The 14,223-nt window shown below is 56.4% G+C and carries 14 protein-coding genes; 11 read left to right on the top strand and 3 right to left on the bottom strand.

What is annotated here, in order from left to right:
• The first annotated feature begins 80 nt into the window (after nt 1-80).
• A complete protein-coding gene (locus Q2K57_RS07835) occupies nt 81-941 on the top strand; it encodes a YicC/YloC family endoribonuclease (protein ID WP_304526543.1) in 861 nt (286 codons plus the stop codon).
• A 347-nt stretch (nt 942-1,288) separates the two neighbouring features.
• Nucleotides 1,289-2,551: a site-specific integrase gene (locus Q2K57_RS07830; RefSeq protein WP_304526542.1), complete on the top strand. Its 1,263-nt coding sequence runs from the start codon at nt 1,289-1,291 to the stop codon at nt 2,549-2,551.
• A 420-nt stretch (nt 2,552-2,971) separates the two neighbouring features.
• On the opposite strand, the gene Q2K57_RS07825 is transcribed toward Q2K57_RS07830, so the two are convergent.
• Nucleotides 2,972-4,651, bottom strand: coding sequence for a hypothetical protein (locus Q2K57_RS07825; RefSeq protein WP_304526541.1), 1,680 nt, complete (start codon nt 4,649-4,651; stop codon nt 2,972-2,974).
• A gap of 490 nt (nt 4,652-5,141) precedes the next feature.
• Here Q2K57_RS07825 and istA point away from each other — a divergent pair, with 490 nt between their 5' ends.
• From istA to Q2K57_RS07810, 3 genes are read left to right on the top strand one after another with little or no spacing between them, the layout of a single operon-like run.
• The gene (gene istA, locus Q2K57_RS07820; RefSeq protein ID WP_304526540.1) at nt 5,142-6,323 is read left to right on the top strand and encodes an IS21 family transposase; all 1,182 of its coding nucleotides are present in this window, start codon (nt 5,142-5,144) and stop codon (nt 6,321-6,323) included.
• Complete coding sequence (istB, locus tag Q2K57_RS07815) at nt 6,320-7,126, top strand: IS21-like element helper ATPase IstB (RefSeq protein ID WP_304526539.1); 807 nt, start codon at nt 6,320-6,322, stop codon at nt 7,124-7,126. The genes istA and istB overlap by 4 nt, the downstream gene beginning before the upstream one ends.
• 23 nt (nt 7,127-7,149) lie before the next feature.
• The gene (locus tag Q2K57_RS07810) at nt 7,150-7,374 is read left to right on the top strand and encodes an AlpA family transcriptional regulator (RefSeq protein WP_304526538.1); all 225 of its coding nucleotides are present in this window, start codon (nt 7,150-7,152) and stop codon (nt 7,372-7,374) included.
• Nucleotides 7,375-7,466: 92 nt separating this feature from the next.
• Here Q2K57_RS07810 and Q2K57_RS07805 read toward each other — a convergent pair whose 3' ends face one another.
• Together Q2K57_RS07805 and Q2K57_RS07800 are read right to left on the bottom strand one after the other, a co-directional pair.
• A complete protein-coding gene (locus tag Q2K57_RS07805; protein WP_304526537.1) occupies nt 7,467-8,906 on the bottom strand; it encodes an RES domain-containing protein in 1,440 nt (479 codons plus the stop codon).
• Nucleotides 8,903-9,133, bottom strand: coding sequence for a hypothetical protein (locus tag Q2K57_RS07800; RefSeq protein WP_304526536.1), 231 nt, complete (start codon nt 9,131-9,133; stop codon nt 8,903-8,905). The genes Q2K57_RS07805 and Q2K57_RS07800 overlap by 4 nt, the downstream gene beginning before the upstream one ends.
• A gap of 806 nt (nt 9,134-9,939) precedes the next feature.
• On the opposite strand from Q2K57_RS07800, the gene Q2K57_RS07795 reads away from it, so the two are divergent.
• The 6 genes from Q2K57_RS07795 (at nt 9,940) to Q2K57_RS07770 (ending at nt 14,041) form a co-directional block, all read left to right on the top strand.
• Complete coding sequence (locus Q2K57_RS07795; protein ID WP_304526535.1) at nt 9,940-10,908, top strand: DUF932 domain-containing protein; 969 nt, start codon at nt 9,940-9,942, stop codon at nt 10,906-10,908.
• Between the two features lie 97 nt (nt 10,909-11,005).
• Entirely contained in the window at nt 11,006-11,191 is a 186-nt protein-coding gene (locus Q2K57_RS07790) for a hypothetical protein (RefSeq protein ID WP_304526534.1), read from the top strand.
• Nucleotides 11,192-11,202: 11 nt separating this feature from the next.
• On the top strand, nt 11,203-11,940 hold the full coding sequence (locus tag Q2K57_RS07785; RefSeq protein WP_304526533.1) for an ERF family protein: 738 nt from the start codon (nt 11,203-11,205) through the stop codon (nt 11,938-11,940).
• 59 nt (nt 11,941-11,999) lie between these two features.
• On the top strand, nt 12,000-12,611 hold the full coding sequence (locus tag Q2K57_RS07780; RefSeq protein ID WP_304526532.1) for a lambda exonuclease family protein: 612 nt from the start codon (nt 12,000-12,002) through the stop codon (nt 12,609-12,611).
• A 10-nt stretch (nt 12,612-12,621) separates the two neighbouring features.
• Nucleotides 12,622-13,119: a DNA repair protein RadC gene (gene radC, locus Q2K57_RS07775; RefSeq protein ID WP_304526531.1), complete on the top strand. Its 498-nt coding sequence runs from the start codon at nt 12,622-12,624 to the stop codon at nt 13,117-13,119.
• A 475-nt stretch (nt 13,120-13,594) separates the two neighbouring features.
• Nucleotides 13,595-14,041 (top strand): hypothetical protein, encoded by a 447-nt coding sequence (locus tag Q2K57_RS07770; protein WP_304526530.1) that lies wholly within the window; start codon nt 13,595-13,597, stop codon nt 14,039-14,041.
• Nucleotides 14,042-14,223 lie beyond the last annotated feature (182 nt).

Genomic DNA, 14,223 nt, shown 5'->3' with positions numbered 1-14,223 from the left:
CCATTCTACACGCTCCCCAGCGGGAATCGGTTACGCTAGACTCGCCTTATTACATCTCAGGTATACCGTAAGGAATCGACATGGTGCACAGCATGACCGCCTTCGCGCGGGCCAGCCGGGAAGCCGACTGGGGCAGCCTCGAGCTCGAGTTGCGCTCGGTCAATCAGCGCTATCTCGATCTGCATTTTCGCCTGCCCGAGACCCTGCGCGGCCTGGAGCCCGGCTACCGCGACGCCCTGCGCCAGCGGCTGAACAGAGGCAAGGTCGAGTGCACCCTGCGCTTCGTGCCGACCAACGGCGAGACCCTGAGCATCAACGCCGAGCGCCTGGCCGGCCTGGCCGCTGCCCTCGGCGAGCTGCGCCGCACCGTGCCCGAGGCCGCCATGCCCGACGCCCTGTCGCTGCTTGACCATCCCGGCGTGCTCGAATCGGGTGGCCCGGATATCGACGTGGTGACAGACAGCGCCCAGGCACTGTTCCGCGAGGCGCTGAACGCCCTGCTCGAGGCCCGCGCCAGGGAAGGTGCCGAGCTCGCCGCGCTGGTCAGAAGCCGCCTGGCCGCCGTTCGCGAGCAGGTCAGCGAGGTGAAGGTGCAAATGCCCGACATCCTCAAGCGCCAGCGGGACCAGCTGCTTGCACGATTAGACACGGTGCGTGCCGAACTCGAGCCACAGCGGCTGGAAGCAGAACTGACCCTGATGGCCCAGAAGGCCGACGTCGACGAAGAACTCGACCGCCTGGCTACACACGTCGACGAGGTCGAGCGCCAGCTCACCCTCAAGGGTCCGGTGGGCCGGCGCCTGGATTTCCTGATGCAGGAGCTCAACCGCGAGGCCAATACCCTGTCCTCCAAGTCGGTGGTCGCCGAGACGACCCGCAGCGCCGTGGAGCTCAAGGTGCTGATCGAGCAAATGCGCGAGCAGATCCAAAACATTGAGTGATGTCCACGCGCATCCACAAGAACCCATACTGCATTGGTTTTATAGAAAAAAATGAAAGTATTGTCTACAGATGTCTACAAACATCTAGCTTAAGCCACCGCCAATTGGGGAGTACAATGGGTAGTAAATTAACTTACTCCCCACCAAAAGGCGCGATTTACCCGACATGTACTCCCCAATTCAGATGCTCACTGCCAGCTTTCGCCGCCCCTGCGGCGAGCGCCACCTCCTGCCACCCTGGCGACCTAAACAATGCAAACAAGGAGTTGCGCTTCACCCACCCTTTTTTCAGTCACGAATTCAAACGATTGTTTTGAATCTATTAGCAATGATCTCTGGGAGGGGTGATGGGTAGCTTCACTGCCAAGAAGGTCCAGGCCTTGATCAAGGACGGCACCCCGGGCCGCTACAGCGATGGCAACGGTCTGTACCTGATGATTCCCAAAAGGGGAGCTCCCTACTGGATGCATCGGTACACGCTCGCCGGAAAGCGCCGTGAGCTGACATTGGACAAGTGCGCGGACACATCTTTGGCCGAGGCCCGCGAGCAGGCTGTAGAGGCTCAGAGGACCATACGTAACGGCATCGACCCCATCGAAGAGCGCAAGCGTGAAGAGCAGATCGCCATCCACACCGTCAAGGATCTCTTCAACGACTGGCACCAAGACCTGGAGAAGCGCCTCAAGCACCCCAACATCCCGAAGCGGATATTCGAGAAGGAAATCGCGCCCTCCATCGGACACCTCACCCTGGATAACGTCACCCCCATGGACGTGCGAACCATCATCCGCAAGGTCGCCAACAGCGGGCGACCGGCCATCGCCAACGACTCCCTGATGTACCTGAAGCAGCTGTTTAACCACGCTATCAAGCTGGGACTGCTCACCTACAACCCGGCAGCAGCCTTCAGCGTCAACGATGCCGGCGGCATCGAGAAGAGCCGCGACCGCGCCCTCACCACCGAGGAGCTTCACCAGGTCTTTCAGGTATTCAGGGACAACCGGGAGAGCTTCAGCCGCGACAACTACCTAGCCTGCGCGCTGCTGCTTGTAATAGGGGTACGCAAGACCGAACTGACAGAAGCCCAGTGGTCTGAGTTCGACCTGAAGCGCGGGCAGTGGGAGCTTTCCGGGGAGCGCAGCAAGACGGGCAAGGGGATTGTCATCCCCCTCCCTCCACAAACCATCGGCTGGCTGGAAGAGCTCAAGATTCGTGCCTGCGGATCGACATATGTATTCCCTAGCCGCCGCAGCAGCAAGCGGCCCCACATGGGCAAGGACACGCTCAACCGCGCCATTGCCAAGCTATTCGGCAAAGAGCCAGGCAAGAAACCCCAGCCGGAGAACAGAATGGGCGATATTGCCGAATTCACCGTACACGACCTGCGACGTACTTGCCGCAGCCTGTTGGCTGCCGCAGGCGTCCCAGGCCATGTCGCGGAACGGTGCCTGAACCACAAACTCAAGGGTGTGGAAGGTATCTACGATCGTCACGACTACTTTGAAGAGCGGAAAGAGGCCCTCACAAAGGTGGCAGAGCTGGTGGCACCCACCATCAATGATGTGCCAGAAGCACGTTCGAAAAACGGTAGGAAGATTGCAAAAGCATAATCGCGCCTCCTAAGCGGCGGGTAGTCGGTTCGCCCCCTTCCGAGTCACGGCGGACAGGATAAAGTTGGAGCCAGCTCATCAAGTCCCCTTGCCCACCCAAACCCTCAAGGTGCTGAAGGAGCTTCACGGCATGACGGGGAGCTATTGCCTGTGTTCCCAGGGCGGAATGATCCCGCCAAGCCTATCGCCGATGATGCCTTCGGCATGGCGCTCAAGCGCATGGGGTTCGAGGGCCGGCACATGCCCCTCGGTAGCCATCACGTTGTTGCCATCGGCCTGAAGGACATGGGATATCCCGGGGCTGGATCGAAGCCCGGCTATCGCACAAGCTACCGGGCCTCGAGGGTGTGTATACCCATGCTGAGCATATGACGTCAGAGCAACAGTAGGCCATGATGCAGGGCTGGGCTGACAAGCTATTCACACCACTAGATTAATCAAGCCACCACCAGACAAGCACTTATCTTTGTACTTATACAAAGATAAAAAGTTCAAGTTAATCACTGGAAAAGAGATACAATCTCGACCAACCTCCAGCTTCACCTCTTCACACTTAACATTAGAAGCATCAACCAACTCATCGACCAAGCCATGAACTCTATTGCAGAAATCGGATAATTTAAAATCCTCCCTCCTTGTCAAAATATCGAGCATGACGACGTTCACTGGAGCTATCTCATCCATTTTTTCCCAAAGCTTAAATGTCCCAAAACCAGACCAACTCAGGACCGAATTCGAAACTTTAACACCTTCAACTTTCCTACCCAAAGCGCGGGACAAAACCTGATCTTTTTCAACTTCACAAAGACTGTCAAACTTCCCTAGCTGAGAGATTGCCTCCTGAATTCTTCCTTCTAGACGACTCACCATCCTAGCGCCTTCAGGAGGCATTGTTGCTTTCGCCTGCACGTGCACAGCAGAATTTTCGTCTTGACTATATAACAAAAGATCAAACTCCCCTCTTCCCCATTCATGATTTTTAACAACCTCCACACCTTTTACGCGCTCAAACAACTCTGCTGCAGCATCCACTAAAGCCGGCTCAAGATGCGGGGAAACCTTGTTGTCAAAAAGTTTGGAGTTACTCTTTAGCGTATAATAAAGAATATTCCTAGAAGACATCATATGCATAACTAAAAGTGGGCAAAAAATGCAAGTGTCACCCGAAAACATGAATGGCGGCACATACCCTTCTCCAACCACACTATCAGTATCATCGAATGAGTAAGAGTAAACCCTCATCAAAGAGTTATAGGACTCTTTTGATATCCCTGAATATTTCATTATTATGTCTTTGAACGCATTTCTATCCAAGCATGGAGCACACCATTCCAATAACTCTGCATGGTAAAAATCCTCATCCAAAACACCATTTCTTATCCGCCTACCTATTAGGAACAACACATCAATATGAAATTGCGCAAAAGCTAAGCAAGAAGATCTGAAATCAACAAACTCGCGCTCACTAACCCCAAGGGACCAATAATAAGCTTCCTTCGAGAGAAACTGGCTTTCATCAAAATTTTCTTTAAACCATTCAAAATGCCTTGCCACCACCCAGTCCATGCAATGCTCATAAACAGCAACCCCTGGGCTGACTGATAAGACATGATATATGTAGTTTGAAAAGACTGGCGGCGGACTAAAACTCAAGGCCCCAGTAAGCCTAGTTAGCACAATATCTTTTTCCTCAAAACCTCTGACCGCTTCATCTTTAAAAGAAAGAAAAACATCCCCCCCCTCTTCACACTCCTCGTAAAACCCTCTCCAATAAAACGGGGCAATTTCACAAAAATGGCCATAGTTGATTAAATCAACCGCCTTACTTCTAAAACCATCATCCACAACGGAGAGCGCATCCATGGCGGAACTCCCCCATGGCCGTTTGCTACACTCCTCTAGCATCGGAAGTATATAAGAGAACCTTCCTTTCAAACAGTCAGCCAGTTCTCTATCACCCCAAGTCCCTGACACGGCCTTTTCAATATATGGTTGAGAGAAAAGCGTGAAGTAATATGTCAAAACACTTCTCAGTGGACTATCTAGAATATCAAGACTCTGGACGTATTGATCGAGCTTTTCCTCAAAATCCTGGAACACAACCCCTCCTTTAGAAAAGAAATCCCTATACTTCTAATCAAAACAATCTAGCCACGTTGTAGATGGCCAATTTACAACGCCAGCGCAACGCACGGAAGCGCCCTTCCTTGCAAGCTGATCATGTCCCGGGCGGATTTGTGGGAGCCCGCCACACAACGCCAGCTGTTCACGCAGCCAGCGCTTCTCCCGTAAGCTAGCAAGCGCCCGCCGCAGCATGTCTCTAATGGCCCGCAAACTTGCTCCGAGGCCGCTCAAGGACAGATTCAAATAGCCACGCAAGAGGAACTACAGATGATCACGCAACCTCGCCACTCCTCATCTCGCTTCAAGGCGGTCGAGCGGATCGAGCTGGGCAAACGGCTGCTGCGCCGAAAGGAGGGCGGGCAGATGTCGACGCCGGAGCTATAAGTCCGTAAATCATCAAAACAGATTGTCCCCCGACCCGCATGGCCTTCCCTTGTTGGTGACGAAGCCTACAAGAGATTTCACCATGCTGAGCCGAGAGGACTTTCTCATGATAAAGCAACTACGCCAGCGAGGCGCTCACCTCGTGGATATTGCTCACCAAATCGGCTGTTCCGAACGCACCGTGCGGCGCCACCTGGCTCGCGAGGTGGCACCGACTGGGCGACCGGCCAGGCCACGAGCGAGTAAGCTCGATCCCTTCAAGCCAACCATTGACCAGCTGCTGGCCGACAATGTCTGGAACGCCGAGGTGATCTTCCAGTTGATTCGCGAGCAGGGCTACACCGGCGGCAGCACCATGGTGCGAATGTACATTCAGCCCAAGCGAGCCTTGCGTCCCAGCAAGCAGACCGTGCGGTTCGAGACTCAGCCCGGCTTTCAGTTGCAGCATGACTGGGGCGAGATCGACACGGTCGTCGCCGGCCAGCGTGGCAAGGTCAATTTCGCGGTTAACACCCTTGGCTACTCACGGCGTTTCCATGCCTGGGCAGCCTTTAGCCAAGACGCCGAGCACACCTACGAGGCGCTGGTGCAAGCCTTCCGCCACTTCGGTGGTGTGCCACGCACGGTGCTGGTCGATAACCAGAAGGCTGCGGTGCTCAAGCATGATCGCGACCACCGGGTGATCTTCAATGCCGGCTTCCTGCAACTGGCCAACCACTATGGCTTCGCCCCCAAGGCGTGCCGTCCGCAGCGTCCGAGGACCAAGGGAAAGACCGAACGCATGGTGGGCTATGTGAAGCAGCACTTCTTCCAGCGCTACCGACAGTTCGAAAGCTACACCCATCTGAACCAGCTGCTCCAGCTGTGGCTGGAGCGAGTGGCCGATCAGCGGCCGTTACGGCAGTTCCGCCAGACGCCGGCCGAACGTTTTACCGCCGAGGTAGAGGCCCTCCAAGCGCTGCCGGCAATGGACTTCGATACCCGCTACCACGGCCTGCGTCAGGTCGGCTGGGACGGCTACATCGAGGTCCGTGGCAACCGCTACAGCGTCCCGGATAGTTACTGCGGCCAGGCCGTGGTGATCCGACTGAGCCTGGACGATGAGCTGACGGTGTACACAGCGGCCGGAGAAATCATTGCCACGCATCGCCTCCAGGCTCCTCAGGCCGGATGGCGAACCGTGCCGGAGCATCATGCTGCTCTGTGGCAGCAGACGCTCTCCGTTCAGCAGCGCGACCTGAGCGCTTACGAGGAGGTGCTGTGATGGCCCTGGAACAGCTACTCGATCGCCTGAAGATGGAGCATCTCCAGGCTTCGCTCGACAGCCTCTGTGAGCACGCCAGCAAGCAAGATCTGAACTACCGCGAGTTCCTGGAACAGGCCCTGTTGCAAGAATGGGGCGGGCGTCATCAGAAGGGCCTGGAATCCCGTCTGAAGCAGGCCCGACTACCGTGGATCAAGACCCTGGAGCAGTTCGACTTTAGCTTCCAGCCCAGCATCGACCACAAGATCGTGCGCGAGCTGGCCGGCCTGGGCTTCGTCGAGCGCGGTGAAAACGTCGTGCTGCTCGGGCCACCTGGCGTCGGGAAAACACATCTCGCCGTCGCCCTGGCCGTGAAGGCGGCAGAAGCCGGCCATCGGGTGCTGTTCATGACCTTGGACCGGCTGGTGAGCACCCTGATACGTGCTCGCCAAGAGAATCGTCTGGATCGGCAACTCCAGCAGTTGACCTACCCCAAGGTCCTGGTGCTGGACGAGATGGGCTACCTACCGATGACCCGCGAAGAAGCCAGCCTGTTCTTCCGCTTGATCAACCGGCGCTACGAGCGAGCCAGTACCATCCTCACCTCGAACAAATCGTTCATGGATTGGGGCGAGATCTTTGGCGATCAGGTCATCGCCACGGCGATTCTGGATCGATTGCTGCACCACTCGACCACCCTGAACATCAAGGGCGAAAGCTACCGGCTGAAGGACAAGCGACGAGCCGGTCTGGTGACGACACCAACGACGAAGGAGGACGAGCCCTCACACGAGCCTGAATCTGTTCCGATGAAAGAGCACTGACATAAACCGGACAATCTGAACTGATGAAAAGCGGTCAACCTTCATTGGCGTTGACACAGAAGGCCGGCAAGAGCCACTCCGCCATCTACGAGGGCACCCGGCGGTGCACCTTCCCTGCCCTCGTGCCGATCGGCGTGAGCTGTGTCGCCTGGCTGGAAGAGGAAGTCGACGGCTGGATCGCCCGTAACTGCTCCCTGACAATCCTCACCGGGGCACGCACTCACACCATGATCGACCAAGGGTACTAAAGCACTTCGTGATAACCATCAAGGGCCGAGGGGCTTTGTATTGAATGTCATCTTGGCCGCAGAATCAGATCACGACAACCCCCATCGAGTTATCAATATCTAGTTCTTCTAACTCTATGACTTGAGGCACCTATACTGATTGCATTCACCACATGAATTTCTATCGATTCCACATCGACCTCTAGCGTATCTCCTCTCTCATCCAACTCGCTTCCATCCATCATGCCAATTCTAGACACACCAAAAACATCGACACCCTTCCTATCGTCAAATCCGCCTGACTGTTGAGGGACCCTCTCTACAACAGAATAATCAGGCTCAGGCCCATCTTCAGTTGATAAGTAGGTACTTGCCCAAAACTCTGCCCCCTTTGGAAACTCCATCTCTCGGCATTTGGAAGCTTTATGAAAGAGAACCACATTCAATCCTGATCGTCCAATCTGGACAGATGGAAAAATAATTCCATCCAAGGGCACTTCCCCTTCCGTCGCCAAGAAATCAGCTATAGCCTGGGTTGATAAATACTCAGACTCCTTATCATCAGGCATTACCGGATAAGCCATCCGGTTGCTTAACTTCTTAAGAAATATCGTTCTGCTCAGTCGATAAGCATAACTCGGATCAAATATACTGCCTCGTTCATGAACACGGCTCAACGCACTCAAATCAAGCAGCCTGATGGGAGTAACGATATCAAATCTAGCTACAGCCACTTGGCTTCCTACAGGAGGTCTGACCTCTGCCAGTGCTGTATCGACTGAAGTTGCCCCATAAAACACAGATATGCCCCTTGCATTCATTCGACCGGCACTAGCAAACACTGAGGGTGGGGCGCCCAGCTCTTTATCAGGTCGGATCATAGCGGCCTGAAGCTTATCGTCAGACTGAAAGACTCTTGCTCGATATAAATGTGTAAGCTCAGCCCCTGGACCGGCATCCACGACGAGTGGCTTGCCATCTATGTCTCTCATCTCATCCACTGCATTAAAAAGCTCACCAAGCTGGCTCGCCGATTCTCTGTTAAAAAATCTCGCCTCAGATTTTATTGTTCTCTCAAACCTTCTCCAGCCTTCTTGCCATCCTTCATCACCGGGCATTATTTCTTCATAATGAGCCTGGGATTCATACTCGCACTCTTCTCCCATAGCAGCTGAATCCATGCATTCATATTGATCCTCCAATATTGCCTGGACATCGCTAGCCGCTTCCTCTGGTATTTCAGCCGCGTTCATGACTGCATATATGGTGGGCTCCCCTTCCCGTTCCCAATCATAATCCATCTCCTTGTCTTTAAGCATTGCGTACTGCCAAGAATCAGGCTCGTTAGAAGTCCTAGCATAATGATTTTCAAACGCCCGATCTATATGCTCCGAAAGTTCTTCCAGGCAAACAACAATCCCTTCTTCCTCACAGTATTCACACTTACCCTGTCTTCCCTCGTCCTCAACACAGCTGCTTAAAAAGCTCTCACCAACACAACCAGAGCAAATTATTTTAATTTTAATACCTTGGACTTCTTCGTAAGATTTCATTCGATCACCAGAAAAATCAGAGCCAAAAGCCAAACGGCTATTATTATTTTATCAATTAAAATCCCAGCAAGCTCGCTTCGCGCTTGCTGTCGAGACCCCAAGTGCTCTGCCGTTGCCTGAATGCTAGTACTGTGCTCCGGGCGCCGCTGAGCCACTTCCTCATCAATGATGAACTCCTCCCTGCCCAATGCCCACTTCTCTGCCCTGACTTGCTTAATGCACGCCATCTGCCGCTCCTTGCTGTTGTGAATCACCCCGGGGCTCTAAACACCCGTCAGGCTCTGAGTGTATCGCCACTCATGCTCGATATGAGACAAATCACCGCTCGTGCTGATCCGGCGCCTCGGGTTGTAGAACATCTCGATATAGTGGAGCACATCGCTCCTGGCGGGCCTTCTGGGTCGAATATGTTTGCTGCTTACTCCGCTCCCGCTTGAGCAACTGAAGAAGTTTTTAGCAATGGCGTTGTTGTGACAGTTATCCCAGCGGCTCATGGGGCCTCCTTGGTGCCTTCAGTATATGGCCTGGAGGTGTCTACGAAATCCGGGGCGCTTCAGATAGCGACGAATACAAACTTTTTGAGATCTATATAACTCCTGTGAACAGAGCCCTCCCCGGGCCTTTTCCACCGGCACAGGAGACGCCATATGCCCCCACCCTGCCTGCGCTGCGATTCGCAGCGCGTCATCAACCTCGAGACTGCCCGCAAACTCGGGATCGCGGCCGGCGCAATGGCCGGTACGCTACAGGGCGCCTGTGGGTCGCTCTACTCTCCCGGAAACCTGCTCTCTTCCAGACAATTTCCGCTCACCCGAGCCGCTGCCGCTGTCGTCGCCGGCGCATCAGGAGGCATCGCTGGAGCTGCGGCTGGCGATCGCCTAATTGTAAACCTGTTCCCTCCCGGAGAAGGCATCCCCTGGCTCTGTCTGGGCTGTGGCCACGCGTTCCGTGAGTTGGCCTGACCCGGCACGACTCATCCTCTTATCCCACCAGCCGGCACTCAGCCGGCTTTTTTTCGTTCAGGAGATTTCTCATGGCACATCAAATCGAGCACATGGCTTACGTCGGCGACACTCCCTGGCATGGGCTGGGCCAACAGCTGTCTCGTCACCAGCCGCTGGAGGTCTGGCGACAGCAAGCCGGCATGGACTGGCACATCGATGAATCCCCGGTGCGCTTCATTGCCGATGGCGCGGGCCACTTGGGCAGCATCCACTCCTTCCCAGAACAGAAAGTGCTCTACCGCTCCGATACCAAGGATCCGCTGTCGGTGGTCTCCCAACGCTACAAGGTGGTGCAGCCGGAAGAGGTACTGGAGTTCTATCGCGATCTCACGGAATACGCGGGTTATGAGCTCGAGACCGCCGGGGTGCTCAAAGGTGGCCGCAAGTTCTGGGCGTTGGCCAAGAGTGGCCTGGGCGGGGCTTTGAAGGGTCAGGACCAGGTCAACGACTACTTGCTGTTGGCCACGTCCTGCGATGGGTCCCTGGCCACCGTCGCCACCCCGACCTCCGTCCGTGTGGTATGCAACAACACCCTGACCATCGCCGTGGGCGGCATGTCGCAAGGGGTGAAGGTGCCGCACAGCACCGAGTTTCGCCCACAGCTGGTCAAGCAGCAGCTGGGGATCTCGGTCTCACAGTGGGACGACTTCATGTATCGCCTGAAAACGCTGGCCGAGCGGAAGGTCAGCCAGGAGGAAGCGAGAACCTACTTTCAGTCGGTGATCTGCAACGCCGAGGCGCCGCTGGACGATCCCTCCAAGTTACCCAACGTCCGCGCCCTCAATCGCGTCCAGAAGCTCTATCAGGGTGAGGGGCGTGGCTCTCGGCTGTGCACGGCGCAAGGCACCGCTTGGGGGCTGCTCAACGCGGTCACCGAGTACGTGGATCACGAGAAGCGCGCTCGCAGCAGCGACTATCGGATGGATTCCGCCTGGTTTGGCCAGGGGGCCGGTCTCAAGGACAAGGCCCTGGAGTCAGCACTTGCGCTGGTGGGCTGATTTCCCAGTAGCGACACCCCCCACTCAGTCTTTCCCTCATCACGGCATAGCGCCCGGCCCCTTCAAAGGCCGGGCGTTGCTGTTTCTGGAGATACCCATGCAATCACCCATGACATTCGACATGTGCCGTGTCCTGACCCAGCTGACGCGTCAGTTGCTGGAGGCCGGCGAACACGCAACAGAGACCCATGTGCTGGCCGAGGGTCGTGTCTACCGCGTGGCCCTGACCCTTGAGCCGGTGCCTATCGAACAACTCCCTGACGTCATCCAACGCTATCGCTAACGGAGGCCATTATGGCAACCCCTATTCATCCCAAGACCGTCAACAAAGCACCGGTTACGCAAGCCACCCCAGACAGCACCGCGATCATCCAGGTGATCGAGAGGGCCGCTCTCAATCCTGATGTCGACATCGACAAGTTGGAGCGCCTGCTGCAGATGCAGGAGCGCGTGCTGGATCGCCAGGCGCTGATGGCCTACAGCGCTGCCATGGCAGCCATGCAGACCGAACTGCCGAGCATCGTCGAGCGTGGCCAGGGCAACAACGGCCACTACGCCACCCTGGAGGACATCGTCGATACCGTGCGCCCGATCATGAAGACGCACGGCTTCGCAGTGAGCTTTCGTATCCAAACGCAGGAGCGAGGCATTCAGGTCACCGGCGTACTGATGCACCAGGACGGCCACCGGGAGGAAACCAGCATGCTGCTGCCAGCCGATGTCAGCGGTAACAAGAATGCCGTCCAGGCCTTCGGCTCCTCGACCAGCTATGGCAAGCGCTACGTACTCTGCGCCTTGCTGAACATCACCACCCGGGGCCAGGACGACAACGGGCAGACCGCAGTCCCCATCAAGCCGGTCACGTCCTTCCAGGCGGGGCAGATCAAGAAACTGATCGCCGCCTGCCCTCCAGCGACCCAAGAGTGGTTCGTCGGCAAGTACGGCGACGCCGAACAGGTGCCGCGCGACGACTTCGACAAACTGCGCGCGTCCCTCCAGAAGCGAGCGCAGCCCAACCGTCAACACCACTGACCAGCCAGCGAGGGGCAGCCCCTCGCGGCTTATGCCGTCTTATCGAGAAGGAGATCGTCATGCAGATCCTGACACTGGACCAGGGCACGCCCGAGTGGCATGCCGCCCGGCTGGGCATCGTCACCATGTCCGAATTGAAGACTCTGCTGGTTAAGGGCAAGGGGCCGGGAGACTTCGGTGCCGGTGCGCTGAGCTACATGCACCAGCTGATCGGCGAGCGCATCACGGGTGAGCCCTCCGATGTCTTTCAGGGCAATACCCACACCCAACGCGGCCATGAGCTGGAGCCGGTGGCCCGAGAGCTCTACCACGAATCCGCTGGGCTGCCCCGCCTGGAGCAGGTCGGCATCATCTTGAACCATGGAGTCGGGTACTCACCGGACTGTCTGGTGGACAGCAACGGTTTGGTGGAGATCAAGACCAAACTGCCTAAATACCAGATCGAACTGTTGATCGAGGGAGAGCTGCCCCAGGAGCACATTGGCCAGTGCCAGGGCGGGCTATGGGTCAGCGAGCGGGAGTGGATCGACTTCGTCAGCTACTGGCCGGGTATGCCGCTGTTCGTTAAGCGGGCCTATCGGGATGAGGCGATGATCCGCACCATCTCCGAGCGGGTCGAAGCCTTCTACGAGGAGCTGGAGCGCCGCATGGCAATGGTCATGGCGGCCTGAGGAGACACCCATGAACCACCGCAAGCTCAAGGCCGGCGAAGTCGCCGGCACCTATGACATCACCGCCCCGATGACCGAGGCGGAGCTGGTCAGCATCGCCCAGGCTTTCGCTCGGCGACGGCTGGCCAGGGGACGAAAGATCACCCAACCAACTCTCGCGTTCGAGTACTTGCAGGTGCTGCTGCAGGACTACGAGCACGAAGTGTTCAGCGCCCTGTTCCTCGACAGTCAGCACCGCGTAATCAGCTTCGAGGGGCTATTCCGCGGCACTATCGATTCGGCCAGCGTCTATCCACGTGAGGTGGTCAAGCAGGCCCTGGCCTGCAATGCCGCCGCGGTGATCCTGGTCCACAACCACCCATCGGGTGACCCGGAGCCCAGCGATGCCGACAGACGTATCACGCAACGGCTCAAGGAAGCTCTGGACCTAGTGGAGATCCGGATGATCGATCACATCGTAGTCGGGAGCGAAGGATGCAATTCCTTTGCTGAGCTGGGATACCTGTGAAAGCGATACACGACATAACGCCAGTGCTGCCCACTCAGGGCGGCACTGGGGCCTCGAATTACTATTTTTTGTCCATCGGCTTTGACAACTTGGCAATTCCCGATCTCAGCTTTGGCTTGGCAGTGACATGACTGGCAAAAGGCGAGCTTTCTGTGGGACAGGGAGAGGAGCTTCCTTCTCAGCCTCGAAGGCTGGGAGATACTACTCATACAGGCGGGGCTGATCGACAGAAATCTGAGCGAGCCTTGAGCGGGCCAGTTGGTTCTTCAACTACTTGATACCGCATCAACGACTTCTGCTGACGTATGAGTTCAAGTCATTGGTGGAGAGCCTAGGAATCCAGCGTGCCTGTTTGCCATGCTAACTTGAAAGCACGGAACCAGCTCTCATAGTCGAGTGATGGCAGTGCCCAGGGGCACTTCCATCTGCCGCCCCACGCCGCCACAAGCGGCCTTGCTACGACCCGAGGTGCCCAATGCCCGATACCTACGGAACATCAAACATTCTCCACCAGTACAGCGCCTTCCACGAATTGGAAGATGAGTACGACCGCGACGTGGCCTGCCGCCTCACAAGTCGAAGTTTTCAGCGGCATGGCGTTCCTGCAGAGCCGGACGATGTGGATGTATGGGATCGACTCAACACGGCTGCCGCCCAGGGCATGCTCGACATATCTGTCGAGAGACGTCATGGCGAAAGCATGGCCGATGTTGTCGTCCACACCGCCCTATACCGCATGAGTGAGGACGACGACAGCGGCGAAGACGGAGTGCTAGCCGAGGATGACTACGGCAACAACGACAACTACGACGAGCAGGAGGAATGGGACTCACTTAGCGACATCTTTGGCTACGAAGACGATGAGGACAATGAGGAAGCCGCCCTAGATACCATACTGAAAAACAACGAACGGGTCGATTGACCTGCGCCCGATGCGCCGGCCAGGACCGACTGGCCGGTCAGCCGCGGATAACCACACGCATTCCGATGTCCAGCGACTTACCCAGTGTCCGAACTCCTCTACTGTTCATTCTTGGATGAACTGAATCTACTCCGGCCTCCGCCCGGCACCATGCAGCCAAAGATATCGACTTCTACCTTCGG

Origin of the sequence: Halomonas sp. I5-271120 (assembly GCF_030553075.1) — a bacterium.
Lineage (GTDB): Bacteria > Pseudomonadota > Gammaproteobacteria > Pseudomonadales > Halomonadaceae > Onishia > Onishia taeanensis_A.
This window is presented reverse-complemented; position numbering and strand designations above follow the sequence as displayed.